Source organism: Qipengyuania sp., assembly GCF_043423005.1.
Taxonomy (GTDB): Bacteria; Pseudomonadota; Alphaproteobacteria; order Sphingomonadales; family Sphingomonadaceae; genus Qipengyuania.
The window spans coordinates 18,872-31,624 of the sequence record NZ_JBHWMI010000075.1; the positions used below are offsets into that span (position 1 = coordinate 18,872).

The 12,753-nt window shown below is 63.8% G+C and carries 13 protein-coding genes; 5 read left to right on the top strand and 8 right to left on the bottom strand.

All coding sequences use genetic code 11. From position 1 onward, the window contains the following. Window positions 1–7: 7 nt before the first annotated feature. On the top strand, window positions 8–511 hold the full coding sequence (locus ACHFFA_RS10870; protein WP_394270860.1) for a CinA family protein: 504 nt from the start codon (window positions 8–10) through the stop codon (window positions 509–511). Here ACHFFA_RS10870 and ACHFFA_RS10875 read toward each other — a convergent pair. Next, window positions 472–933, bottom strand: coding sequence for a type II toxin-antitoxin system RatA family toxin (locus ACHFFA_RS10875; protein WP_394270861.1), 462 nt, complete (start codon window positions 931–933; stop codon window positions 472–474). The genes ACHFFA_RS10870 and ACHFFA_RS10875 overlap by 40 nt on opposite strands. Next, window positions 933–1,892 (bottom strand): lipoyl synthase, encoded by a 960-nt coding sequence (gene lipA, locus ACHFFA_RS10880; protein ID WP_394270862.1) that lies wholly within the window; start codon window positions 1,890–1,892, stop codon window positions 933–935. The genes ACHFFA_RS10875 and lipA overlap by 1 nt, the downstream gene beginning before the upstream one ends. Window positions 1,893–1,990: 98 nt before the next feature. Here lipA and ACHFFA_RS10885 point away from each other — a divergent pair, with 98 nt between their 5' ends. Continuing rightward, window positions 1,991–2,626 (top strand): carbonic anhydrase, encoded by a 636-nt coding sequence (locus ACHFFA_RS10885; RefSeq protein ID WP_394270863.1) that lies wholly within the window; start codon window positions 1,991–1,993, stop codon window positions 2,624–2,626. Between the two features lie 3 nt (window positions 2,627–2,629). Then, the gene (locus ACHFFA_RS10890) at window positions 2,630–3,337 is read left to right on the top strand and encodes an NYN domain-containing protein (RefSeq protein WP_394270864.1); all 708 of its coding nucleotides are present in this window, start codon (window positions 2,630–2,632) and stop codon (window positions 3,335–3,337) included. 70 nt (window positions 3,338–3,407) lie between these two features. Here ACHFFA_RS10890 and ACHFFA_RS10895 read toward each other — a convergent pair whose 3' ends face one another. Beyond that, the gene (locus ACHFFA_RS10895) at window positions 3,408–4,682 is read right to left on the bottom strand and encodes a hypothetical protein (protein ID WP_394270865.1); all 1,275 of its coding nucleotides are present in this window, start codon (window positions 4,680–4,682) and stop codon (window positions 3,408–3,410) included. 274 nt (window positions 4,683–4,956) lie between these two features. Between ACHFFA_RS10895 and gyrA the strand changes: the two genes are divergently transcribed. Continuing rightward, window positions 4,957–7,749, top strand: a complete 2,793-nt coding sequence (gene gyrA / locus ACHFFA_RS10900; protein WP_394270866.1) for a DNA gyrase subunit A — start codon at window positions 4,957–4,959, stop codon at window positions 7,747–7,749. Between the two features lie 23 nt (window positions 7,750–7,772). On the opposite strand, the gene ACHFFA_RS10905 is transcribed toward gyrA, so the two are convergent. After that, window positions 7,773–8,429 (bottom strand): lysoplasmalogenase family protein, encoded by a 657-nt coding sequence (locus tag ACHFFA_RS10905; RefSeq protein ID WP_394270867.1) that lies wholly within the window; start codon window positions 8,427–8,429, stop codon window positions 7,773–7,775. Between the two features lie 75 nt (window positions 8,430–8,504). On the opposite strand from ACHFFA_RS10905, the gene trmFO reads away from it, so the two are divergent. Next, entirely contained in the window at window positions 8,505–9,872 is a 1,368-nt protein-coding gene (trmFO, locus tag ACHFFA_RS10910) for a methylenetetrahydrofolate--tRNA-(uracil(54)-C(5))-methyltransferase (FADH(2)-oxidizing) TrmFO (RefSeq protein WP_394270868.1), read from the top strand. Between the two features lie 5 nt (window positions 9,873–9,877). Here the strand turns inward: trmFO and ACHFFA_RS10915 are convergent, their stop codons facing one another. The 4 genes from ACHFFA_RS10915 to ACHFFA_RS10930 all read right to left on the bottom strand — a co-directional run. Beyond that, entirely contained in the window at window positions 9,878–10,342 is a 465-nt protein-coding gene (locus ACHFFA_RS10915) for a hypothetical protein (RefSeq protein WP_394270869.1), read from the bottom strand. A gap of 34 nt (window positions 10,343–10,376) precedes the next feature. Further along, window positions 10,377–11,039: a hypothetical protein gene (locus ACHFFA_RS10920; RefSeq protein WP_394270870.1), complete on the bottom strand. Its 663-nt coding sequence runs from the start codon at window positions 11,037–11,039 to the stop codon at window positions 10,377–10,379. Continuing rightward, on the bottom strand, window positions 11,024–12,418 hold the full coding sequence (locus ACHFFA_RS10925; RefSeq protein ID WP_394270871.1) for a pyruvate dehydrogenase complex E1 component subunit beta: 1,395 nt from the start codon (window positions 12,416–12,418) through the stop codon (window positions 11,024–11,026). The genes ACHFFA_RS10920 and ACHFFA_RS10925 overlap by 16 nt, the downstream gene beginning before the upstream one ends. 2 nt (window positions 12,419–12,420) lie before the next feature. Next, window positions 12,421–12,753: thiamine pyrophosphate-dependent enzyme (locus ACHFFA_RS10930; protein ID WP_394270872.1), on the bottom strand; the 333-nt coding region annotated here is incomplete at its 5' end.

Here is a 12,753-nt window from a genome sequence, read left to right on the forward strand (position 1 = left end):
GCTCTCCATGACCGGTGACGCTATCCTGCCAATCGAGATTACGGACCTTGCGCGGCGCGTAGTCGAACAGAACCGATCGGCCGGGCGCCGTATCGCGGTGGCGGAAAGCTGCACCGGCGGCCTGGTTGCAGCGGCGTTGACCGAGATTCCCGGCGCATCCGATGTCTTCGACCTCGGCTTCGTGACCTATTCCAACGACGCAAAAATGTCGCTTCTCGGCGTGCCCCGCGACATCATCGACACCTTCGGTGCCGTATCTGTCGCCTGTGCCTGGGCGATGGCCAAGGGCGCGCTCGACCGCTCAGGCGCAGATGTCGCGGTCGCGATCAGCGGCATTGCCGGTCCCGGTGGAGGCACCGCGCTGAAGCCGGTCGGGACTGTCGTCTTTGGCCGGGTGGTACGCGGGACAGACACGCCACCCGAAGGCGAATTACGTCAGTTCGAGCCTGCCGGCCGCGGCGAAATTCGCCGTCAGGCCACGCTTTGCGCGCTCGAACTGCTGCTGCCGTAGAGTTCTGCCGCGCGCGCTTCGAACGCGCCAACCATTCGCCTGAATGCACGGTCGAAGTAAGCGCCCGCAAGCGCCTCGAAGACGGCGTTCCGAAAGGTAAAGTCGACGCAGAAATCGATCACGCATCCGCCATCGGGCGAAGGCTCGAATTGCCAGCTGTTCTTCAGATCGCGCAACGGTCCGTCGACGTAAGTTACGTCGATACGGCGTGGCCGATTCTTCACGACGCGCGAGGTGAATTTCTCCCGGATTGCCTTGAAGCCCACCAGCATGTCGGCGACCATTTCCTCCGGGGCGTCGCTGCGTATGCGGGTGGCTATGACCCAGGGCAGGAACCGGGGATAGGCGCCGACATCGGCAACGAGATCGAACATCTGTTCGGCCGAGTACGGCAGATGACGCTTTTCGCGGATGCCCGGCATCAGGTCAGCGCCTTCGCCCGCTCCTTCGCGAAGCGGGCTTCGCGCGCGCTGCGCATCTGCGCGAAGTCATCGCCTGCGTGGTAACTCGATCGGGTCAGCGGGCTTGCCGCCACCTGCAGGAACCCCTTCGCCCGCGCAATCGAACCGTAGGCGGCGAATGCCTGCGGCGTCACGAAGTCCGCAACCGCGGCGTGACGCGGGGTGGGTTGAAGATACTGCCCCATCGTGATGAAGTCGACGTCGGCACTGCGCATGTCGTCCATCACCTGATGCACCTCGAGCCGCTGTTCCCCCAGACCCAGCATGATCCCCGACTTGGTAAAGATCATCGGATCATGCGCCTTCACCTCTTCCAGCAGGCGGAGCGACGCATAATAGCGGGCGCCGGGGCGGATGGTGGGATAGAGGCGCGGCACCGTCTCCAGGTTGTGGTTGTACACGTCTGGCCCGGCTTCGCAGATCGCCTCGACTGCGGGACGCATCTTGTTGCGAAAGTCGGGCGTCAGAATCTCGATTGTGGTGCCCGGAGCTTCGCGCCGCAAAGCCTTGATCACTTTGACGAACTGCCCCGCCCCGCCATCCGGCAAGTCGTCCCGGTCGACGCTGGTGATAACGATATGTTCCAGCCCCATCTGCCCCGCGGCGATGGCGACATTTTCCGGTTCCAGCGGGTCGACCATCCGCGGCATGCCGGTCTTGACGTTGCAAAAGGCGCAGGCGCGGGTGCACACATCGCCGAGGATCATCACCGTCGCGTGCTTCTTGGTCCAGCATTCGCCGATGTTGGGGCACGCGGCCTCTTCGCACACCGTGTTGAGATTAAGATCGCGCATCAGCTTGCGCGTCTCGTGATACCCCTTGCTGGTAGGGGCCTTGACCCTGATCCAGTCGGGCTTGCGCCGCGTGGAGGGCCGCTCTTCGCCAGAGCCGGGAACGGGAGCGGAGGACAGGTCGTTCATCGCCAGCCCATCTAGGGCCCCGCCCCCGCCCCCGCAAGCTGACATCGCGGCAAGCCTGCGCTTGCGTCGGGTGGATTTTCGGCGCAGCGGAGCAACTCATGAAAAACTTTTCCGAACTTCTCGAAGGCTACGCCCGGTTTCGCAGCGGTGCATATGCCCAGCAGCACGCCCGGTGGGAGCAACTTCGCAGCGGCCAGTCGCCCAGGGTCATGATCATCGCGTGCAGCGACAGCCGCGTTGATCCGGCGCAAATTTTCGACGTCGATCCGGGCGAAATCTTCGTGGTGCGCAACGTCGCTGCGCTGGTGCCGCCGTTCGAAACCACACCCGGTCAGCACGGCGTCTCGGCCGCGCTCGAGTTCGCGGTGCAGTTCCTGAAGGTCAGCGAGATCGTGGTCATGGGGCATGGGATGTGCGGGGGGTGTCAGGCGGCCCTCTCGCAGTCGCTGCACGGACAGGAGCTTGGCGCCGGCGGATTCGTTGCCAACTGGGTCTCGATGCTCGATGAAGTGCGCGGGCCGATCGCCGGCACACTTGGCACGCAAGGCCGGGACGCGGAACGGGCAATGGAACTGGCCGCCGTCAAGGTCAGTCTCGGTAACCTGCGGACCTTTCCCTACATCGCGAGCAAGGAGGCTGACACCAGCCTCACTCTTCGCGGGGCCTATTTCGCCATTTCCGACGGCTTGCTGCATCTGCTCGACGAGACGAGCGGCGACTTCCGGCCGGCCTGATCGATGGCCGACCTCCAGGTTCGCAATATCGCGCTGCTGATCGATGCCGACAACGCCAGCCCTGCCGGCATCGATCCCGTCCTGACGGTTCTGGCCGAGCTTGGCCAGGTCAACATCCGCCGCGCCTATGGCAATTGGCGCAAGGCCAGCCTCAAGGGCTGGGTCGATATCATGCATCGCTATGGCATTCAGCCCCAGCAGCAGTTCGACCTCACCAAGGGCAAGAACGCCACCGATATGGCCATGACCATCGATGCGATGGACATGCTTTATCGCGGGCGGGTGGACGGGTTCGGCATCATGAGTTCGGACAGCGATTTTACTCCGCTGGCGATGCGGATCCGGCAGGACGGCATCCCCGCCTATGGCTTCGGCGGGGCAAAGACGCCCGAAGCGTTCAGGGAGGCCTGCACCCGCTTCATCGATGTCAACGCGCTCGTCAGGGCCGAGAAGGAAGAACGGCGGAGCGATCCCGCCCGGATCGCGGACGACGAGGTGCTGAACCTTCTGTTCGACGCCTACAACGCCAGCAGGCGCGACGAAAACGGCTTTGCGAAACTGGCAGAGGTGGGCCAGCGGGCTGGTAATCGCTCGAGCTTCGATACTCGCAATTACGGATTTGCCAGGCTGATCGACCTGATCGAAGCGGTTCCGAACTTCGCCGTCGACCGGCGGGAAGGCGGACAGATTTTCATCAAGCGGCTGCGCTGAAAACGGGAACGGCGCGCTCCCCGCCAAGGGAACGCGCCGTCCATTGTCGCAATTCGTTTGATCGCTCTGCTTACGCGCCCTGCTGACTCGCGAGGACCGACCACAGCTTTGCAATCGACGCCCGCGGCCCGGTGACCGCATCGAAGGTCGTCTTGGCATCGGCGACCTTGCCCTGCTTGTACTGCGCAATACCGAGGCGGGTCTGCACCAGCCCCTTGTCCGCCCCCGGCATGTCGGCGAGCTTGCGGTAAAGCGTCTCTGCCGCGGCATAGTCGCCATATCCCAGCGCCATGTCGGCCGCGGCTAGGACGGTCTTCATGTCGCTCGAACCCTGGGCCGTCCGGATGATCCCCGGAAGCTCCTTGCGGTCTCCGGCGACGCGGCTTTGCGCCTGCGTGCGAAGGTCGTCCATGAACGCCTTGTTTCGCACGATCTTGCCCGATGCATAACCTTCATCGATGACTGCGACCACTTCGCCCGGCAGGCGCCGGTAATCGGCAGCATCGACGTAATCGGCGAAGAAGCTTTCCTCGCGCATCGCCTTGGCCTCGCGGGCAAGCCGCATGAGATCGAGGATTTCCGGGTTCGCCAGGTTCTGCTGGGTCTGGATGATGATCACGTCGGCCCAGTTCGACGGCGTCGGGTAGTTCTCGACGAACATCAGTCCATACTCGCTGGCCTGCGGGGCCAGCTGGTTGTTGTAGGCGACGCTCATGCCGCGCTTGATCCACGCCTCGTCCACCGGCTTGCCGGCCGCGCGCTGAGCCGCGATCGCCCGGGACAGGTACGCAAGCCCTTCGTTGAAATTGTTTTCCTGGAAATAGGTTTCGGCGATCAGCGCCTCGGGATTATCCTGCGAACCGTTGGCGAGCGCCTGCTCGAAGAACTGGCGAGCCTTGGCGAATTCGCGCGCATTATAGGCCAGCTGGCCAGCGAAGAAATTGTACTGTCCAAGGTTTTCTGCTGCCACCTTGCCGCTTACCAGCATCATCTCGAGACCCTGACGCTGCAATGCAGGATCGCTCGACTTTTGACCGATCTGCAGGATCAGACCGCCAGCAGCCATGCGATCGTCTGCGGTAGTCGCTGCCGCCGCAAGAGAAGACACCTGCCCCTTCATCGCCGCCGCATCGCCGCCGGCATTGATCTGCTTGGCGAGCGGCTCGTAAACCGCCACGAATTCCTTGGAGTAATCCTGCTTGGCGGCGCGCTTGTCTTCCTTGGCTTTCTTCTGCGCATAGGCAGGCGTTTCGAACGCGCCGATGCCAAGGACGCCCGCTCCCGCAAATGCAAGGGCCAGAGCCAGGGCCGAGCTGCGCGAGCGCTGATAAGTGAGGACCTTCATTCAAATCTCTCCAGAAATTGATCTCGAAACGATTTCGTCACTGCGCGCCCGCTCGGGCTGGCGAGGCGCTAAACCCCATTCGGTGACTGTGGCTAGCCTTCGCGAAGTGAATGCGATTTGAATATCACAAGTGTGCTCCTCCACCACCGCTGGGCAGCGATTTGTGGAAAAAGCGCGCGATGAGGGAGTCCGGTTCCCGTCTTCGGTGGCGCCTTGGACGGGTTTCGCCTAGGCCGGGGCGAAGACATCACCGCATCAGAACGGACCTTCCCCTTTGGCCGATGAAACCTTGATCCTCGAACCTGCCGCCCCCGAAGGCGATCGCTACGCGCGTATCGACATCGTCGAGGAAATGAAGACCAGTTACCTCGACTACGCGATGAGCGTGATCGTCGCCCGTGCATTGCCGGACGTGCGCGATGGCCTCAAGCCGGTGCACCGCCGCATCCTGTTCGCCAGCCAGGAAGGTGGCTTCGTTGCCGGGCGGCCCTATCGCAAGAGTGCCAAGATCGTCGGCGACGTGATGGGCAATTACCACCCGCACGGCGATGCTGCGATCTACGATGCGCTGGCGCGGATGACGCAGGACTGGTCGATGCGCGTCCCCCTGGTCGATGGCCAGGGCAATTTCGGCAGCATGGACCCCGATCCCCCGGCCTCGATGCGCTATACAGAGGCGCGGCTTGCCCGGGTCGCCAACGCGCTGCTCGACGATCTCGACAAGGATACGGTCGACTTCGCCGACAATTACGACGGTTCGCGGCAGGAGCCTACCGTTCTCCCGGCGCGCTTCCCGAACCTCCTCGTCAACGGTGCGGGCGGCATCGCGGTCGGCATGGCGACGAACATCCCGCCCCACTATCTGGGCGTAGTGATCGACGGCTGCCTCGCCTTCATCGAGAACCCGGCCATTACCAGCGAGGAATTGTTCGAAATCATTCCCGGTCCGGACTTTCCCACTGCCCCCCTGATCCTCGGCAAGGCGGGCGCCCGTGCGGCCTACACCACCGGACGCGGCAGCATCCTTATGCGGGCGCGTCACGAGGTGGAGACGGGCCGCAACGATCGCCGCTCGATCGTGCTGACCTCGATCCCCTATCAGGTCGGCAAGAGTGCGCTGGTCGAGAAGATCGCCGAAGCAGCCAAAGACAAGCGGATCGAGGGTGTCAGCGACATTCGCGACGAATCGAACCGTGAAGGCGTGCGTGTGGTCGTCGAACTCAAGCGCGATGCCTCGCCAGAAGTCGTGCTCAATCAGATCTGGCGGTACACGCCGGCGCAGGCGAGCTTTCCGGCCAATATGCTGGCTATCCGTGGCGGCCGCCCGGAAACGCTGACCTTGCGGGAGTTCATCCAGAGCTTCATCGGGTTCCGTGAAGAGGTCATCACCCGGCGCACCAAGTTCGAGCTCAATCGTGCCCGCGAACGCGCCCATATCTTGCTCGGGCTGGTGGTCGCGGTGTCGAACCTCGACGAGGTTGTGGCGATGATCCGCGGGGCGGCGAACCCGGCCGATGCCCGTGCCCGTTTGCTGGCCAAGGAATGGCCGATCGGCGACATTGCCCAATACATCGCCCTGGTCGAGGCGATCGAACCCAGTTCGGACGAACACGGGGGAACCTATCGGCTGTCCGCCCGGCAGGTGAAAGCCATTCTCGACCTTCGGCTGCACCGCCTTACGGCCCTGGGCCGCGACGAGATCGGCGACGAGCTGAAGGAGCTGTCCGTCGCGATCGAGGAATACCTTTCGATCCTTGCTGACCGGATCAAGCTGTACGACGTGATGCGGGGGGAACTGGAAGAAATCCGGGCTACCTACGCGACGCCCCGCCTCGCGGAGATCGCACCCGCGTGGGACGGTCTGGACGATGAGGATTTGATCGAGCGGGACGAGATGGTCGTCACCGTCACGGTCGACGGCTATATCAAGCGCACGCCGCTCTCCACCTTCCGCGCGCAGCACCGCGGCGGCAAGGGGCGGGCCGGAATGGCGACCAAGGACGAGGATGCGGTGAGCGAGCTGTTCGTCACCAGCACTCACAACCCGGTGCTGTTCTTCTCCACTGCCGGCAAGGTCTATCGTCTGAAGGTGTGGAAGCTGCCCGAAGGCGGGCCCGCCACCCGCGGTCGCCCAATCGTCAATCTCCTGCCGGCGCTGGAGCCGGGCGAAACCATTCGCACCGTTCTCCCCCTGCCCGAAGACGAGGCAAGCTGGGGGGCGCTCAGCGTGGTGTTCGCCACCGCCAAGGGCAATGTCCGGCGCAACAGCATGGACGCCTTCGCCAACATTCCCTCGAACGGCAAGTTCGCCATGCGGTTCGACGACGGCAGCGAAGACAAGCTGATCGGGGTGGCGCTGCTCGACGTGAGCGACGATGTCCTGCTGGCCTCGCGTTGCGGCAAGGCGATCCGCTTCGCGGCGAACGATATCCGCGAGTTTACGTCCCGCACCTCGACCGGGGTCCGCGGCATGCTGCTCAAAGGCGATGACGAGGTCGTCTCCCTGTCGATCCTGCACCGCGTTGGCTCGACCATGGAAGAGCGCGAGCAATATCTTCGTTTCGCCCCATGGAAGGCCGAAAAGGATGGCGAACCCGAACTGGATCCCGCGCGCTTTGATGACATGGCGGACAAGGAACAGTTCATCCTGACCGTCTGCGCCAATGGCTATGGCAAACTCTCGTCGGCTTACGAATACCGCCGTACCAATCGGGGCGGCCAGGGCATCACCAATATCGACAATATCGCCCGTAACGGACCCGTGGTGGCAAGTTTCTGCGCCACGCAGGGCGATCAGTTGATGCTCGTCACCGATCAGGCCAAGCTCATTCGCATCGGGCTCGACACGCTGCGGGTCATCGGGCGCGGCTCGGCCGGTGTCCGGCTGTTCCATGTCGCGGCCGACGAACACATCGTCAGCGTCGCCCGCCTCGACGAGGACGAAGCGCCCGAGAACGAGGCGGAAGCTGCAATCGCGGAAGAGATCATCGTTCGCGGGTCGGAAAGGACGATGCCCGAAACCACTCTCCACAGCGACAGCGATATGGAGGATGACGAGGACGGCTGATGCCGCCCGCGGGCACGCCGCGATCAGGCGGGTGAACGGCGAACAGCATCGATTACCCCGGTGGCAATCAGGAACTGGCCGCCGAAGTAGAGCGGCCAGATCAGCAGGTCGGCGATCGCGTCGGCCCCGGTGCCGGCTTCTCGTGCGAAAATCAGCAGGTCGCTGAGGACGAAGAAGACCGCGCCGACGCCGACCCGGTAACGGGGAAAGTGGCTTATCCATGCGGCGGCGGCCATTGCACCGACGATCGTCGCATAACCTGCGGCCAGTTCCCAATTGGGGAGCGGGAAGGTCAGCAGGCCGGCGATGAGCGGGACCATAAGCACGAGTGCGACAGCCGCAGCGCTCTGCGACGGAGTGCGCGCCGGACGACGATTGCGCCAGTACAGTCCGATCGCGATCAGATGCGCGGCGGCGAACAGGGCGCCGCCCGCAAGGAAGCTCACCTCGAGGATCATGTCCGCAAGCGCGCAGATCGCCAAGACAATCGCGAGCAGACGGGCGTTCACTCCCTGCCCCCGCCGCACGGCGTAAAGGGCCAGAAAACCGACCGCCGCCCCTTTCCACAGCATGAGCCACAGGCCGCCGATCGCACCATCCGCGACGAAGTAATAGGATATGCCGGCCAGCAGGCTGAGCAACAGATACGGTCGGTGTTCGGCCAGCGCGCGCCGCGGCATGAGATCCCCCCCCCCCTTCGCTTTTTGGCCTGCTAGGCCTTGCGAGCCAGGTCATGCAAGCACTAGGCGGCGCACATGGATCATGACATTCACATCGTCGGTGGTGGCCTCGCCGGGAGCGAAGCCGCATGGCAGCTGGCCCAGCGCGGTTTTCGCGTGCGCCTGTCCGAAATGCGCGGTAGCGGGGCGACGACCCCCGCCCATCAGACCGATACGCTTGCGGAACTCGTCTGCTCGAACAGCTTCCGTTCCGATGACGACGAGCGCAATGCCGTCGGCTTGCTGCATCACGAGATGCGCCGGCTCGACAGTCTGGTGATGCGAGCCGGGGAAGCGGCACGGGTGCCCGCAGGCTCGGCAATGGCCGTCGACCGGGACGCCTTTGCCTGCGAAGTCGAGCAAGCCTTGTCCGCCCATCCCTCCATCACCGTCGTGCGCGAACGGATCGACGCCCTGCCCGCCAGCGGACCGACGATCGTCGCCACCGGGCCTCTCACCGCCGAAGGGCTGGCGGCAAGCATCGTTACGGCGACCGGACAGGACAAGCTCGCCTTCTTCGATGCGATTGCCCCGATCGTGCACCGGGACAGCATCGACATGGACATCTGCTGGATCCAGTCCCGCTGGAACAAGCGGACCGACGCATCCAACGAGGAGGGGGATTACATCAATTGCCCGATGACCAGGGATGAATACCTCGCATTTCATCGCGGCCTGATCGATGGCGAAAAGACCGAATTTCGCGAATGGGAGGCGAACACCCCCTATTTCGATGGCTGCATGCCGATCGAGGTTATGGCGGCTCGCGGTGTTGATACCTTGCGCTTCGGACCGATGAAGCCGGTTGGCCTCGATAATCCCCGTGACACCACGCCGGAGTTTCCGCAGGGACGTTGGCCCTATGCCGTTGTCCAGCTACGGCAGGATAACAAGCTTGGCACCTTGTGGAACATGGTCGGATTCCAGACCAAGCTGAAATATGCCGCACAGATCGAACTGTTTCGCACGATCCCGGGACTTGCCAACGCCGAGTTTGCGCGGCTCGGCGGCTTGCATCGCAATACCTTCCTCAATTCGCCACTGGTCCTTGATCAGCAGCTGAGACTGAAGCGTGCCGACCATATCCGTTTTGCCGGGCAGATCACCGGCTGCGAAGGCTATGTCGAGAGTGCGGCGATCGGGCTGCTCGCCGGGATGATGGCCGCGGCCGAACTGGGCGGACGCGAATGGGTGCCCCCGCCGCGATCATCCGCCTGCGGGGCCTTGCTCTCGCATATCACCGGCGATGCGGAGGCCGAGACCTTTCAGCCGATGAACGTCAATTTCGGGCTCTTCCCGCCGCTTCACGAGGTGGGAAAAAAGCAGCGCAAGGAAGCCTACACCGCGCGGGCGAAGGCCGAGTTCGGTGGGTGGCTGGCGCAGACCGGCAGCCTTGCGGCCTGACCAGGCTAGCAGGCGCAGCTGCGTCTCTTGACCGGCTTGGGCTTGGTCGTGAGAAATTCGCGCGGGCTGAGTTCGCGATTGCCGTCGGCGTCGGCACCTTCGAACTTGGTCACCGTGGATACGGCCCACTCCTCGAAGTCGAGTAGGTTGTTGCCGTCCTTGTCGAGCTTGCGAAAGGCATCGCTGCGGGTCGACAGCATTTCCGACCGTGTGATCCGCCGGTCGCGGTTGCGGTCGTAGCGAAAGAACCGCGTCTCTTCCTTGGTCAACTCTGTCGCTTCGGGAGGTGCGGGGCCGCGCAGCGAACCGACATCGGCGATGGGCAGCATCTCGGGATCAGGCGTGGCGAGCGGTTCGGCCAGCGGCGGGGGCGCCGCAGCTTCGACCGCGGCGCGCCCTTGCCACCAGAAGGTTCCCACACCCGTCAGGACAAGCGCGCCGACCGCGCCGAGGACGACACCTTTTGTCATGCGGGCGCGATACGGCAAAGCTCCTAAACTTTGGTCAACGACCCAGCAATGCGATCCTCGCCGCCGCCAATGGACTCAGGCGATCGCCCAGCAAAACCCCGTCCCCGCGAAGCACGGCCCGCTTCGAGAGACCGCCGATCAGGGCTAGGCCGCGCAGCGATCGCGGGAGCGGAGCAAGTGGCGGAACGATATCGGCTAGCGCCACGCCGGCTTCCTGCTGCACTGTGGCGATAGCCCAGACCTCGCCATGCGCGCTCGCCTGCCCGGCGGACCCGGCGGCACCGGCATAATCCGCCAGTGCGGCAAAAACAGCGCCCCGCCCTGTGCCCAGCGCACGGGCCCGATCGGGCGGCGGGTCGTCACCCAGCAGATGTTCCCACGCATCGACCAGTTTTTGCAAGGCGCTCTCGATGCCCCGCCAGTGAGTGCTGACCGCGTCGAGTACCGGATCGCCCCGCGGCCTCACGTCTTCGGGTTCCTGCAGGCGGTCACGCCACCAGGCCAAGCGAATCTGCGCCAGCATCGGCTCGCGTGCTAAGCTGACAAGCCGTGCCAAGCGCGTGTCGAGCGCAAGCGCAACGGCGAAGACCTCGCGCAAATGTACCGGGGTCGAACCCAGCGCGAGGCGCCCTACCTCATCGCATTCGCTCGACAGGGCGGCCAGATGCGAAGCGCCCTGGTTCAGTTGCGGTAGCACACCTGCTTCACCGCTTCGACGATCCGCGCGCTGTCGATCAGTGCCAGCTTTTCGAGATTTGCCGCGTACGGCAGGGGGACATCCTCGTTGCAAACCCGCACGACCGGGGCATCGAGATCGTCGAAGCCATCTTCCATGCAGATCGCCACCACTTCCGATGCGATAGAGCAGGTCGGCCAGCCTTCTTCCGCGACCACGACCCGGTTGGTCTTCGCCAACGAAGCCAGGATTGCCTCCTTGTCGAGCGGACGCAACGTACGCAGGTCCAGCACTTCGGCCTCGATCCCTTCACCTGCGAGTTGCTCGGCCGCTTCGAGCGCCAGACCCACGGCGATCGAATAGGCGACGATGGTCACGTCGCTGCCTTCGCGAACGACCCGAGCCTTCCCGATCGGAAGCACGTGGTCGTCGAGTTCGGGCAATTCGAAGCTGCGCCCGTAAAGCAGTTCATTCTCTAGGAAGACCACCGGATCCTCGCTGCGGATTGCCGCTTTCATTAGCCCCTTGGCATCCGCGCTGTCATAGGGCGCAATGACGATAAGGCCGGGAACGCTGGCATACCATGGCCCGAAGTTCTGGCTGTGCTGTGCCGCCACCCGGCTTGCAGCGCCATTGGGTCCGCGGAAGACGACGGGGCAGCGCATCTGCCCGCCCGACATGTAATTCGTCTTGGCAGCAGAGTTCACGATGTGATCGATCGCCTGCATGGCGAAGTTGAATGTCATGAACTCGACGATCGGACGAAGCCCGCCCATCGCCGCGCCGGTGCCGATGCCGGCAAACCCGTATTCCGTGATCGGCGTATCGATCACGCGTTTGGGTCCGAACTCATCGAGAAGGCCCTGCGTGACCTTGTAGGCACCCTGATACTGCGCGACCTCCTCGCCCATCACGAACACGCGTTCGTCGCGGCGCATTTCCTCGGCCATGGCATCGCGCAGCGCTTCGCGAACCGAGACGCTGGCCATGTTCGTTCCGCGCGCAGTCGCATTGTCGGGCTGGGGGCTCGCCTCGGGCTTGGTGAGTTCCGCAGCGCTTTCATCGCGGCCCACATCCTTCCCTTCACCCGGAATGTCGCCGGGCGCGTCACTTTCATCGACCGGGGCGGAGGAAGCAGGCGCTTCGTCTACGCTTTCGCCTTCGGCGGCGATCATCGCGATGACGGTGCCGACCTTGACGCCTTCGGTTCCCGCAGGGACGAGGATCTTGCCAAGAGTGCCTTCGTCCACCGCCTCGAATTCCATCGTCGCCTTGTCGGTTTCGATTTCGGCGATGATGTCGCCCGAGACGATCTCATCGCCCTCCTGCTTGAGCCAGCGCGCGAGGGTGCCCTCCTCCATCGTCGGCGACAGGGCAGGCATCTTCAGTTCGATCGCCACGCTCAATACTCCCCGACGAGGACATCGGTATACAGTTCCGCGGGCTGCGGTTCGGGCGAGCTTTCGGCAAAGTCGGCGGCTTCGGACACCTGCGTGCGAATGTCCTTGTCGATCGCCTTGAGGTCGTCCTCGCTGACCCCCTGATCGAGAAGCAGCTTTTTCAGCCCCTCGATGGGATCGCGATGTTCGCGGATGTCCTGCACTTCCTCGCGCGTGCGGTATTTCGCCGGGTCGGACATCGAATGTCCGCGATAGCGATAGGTGCTACACTCCATAAGCACCGGGCCATTGCCTTCGCGCACATGGGCGAAGGCCACCTCGGCGGCCTGGCGGAC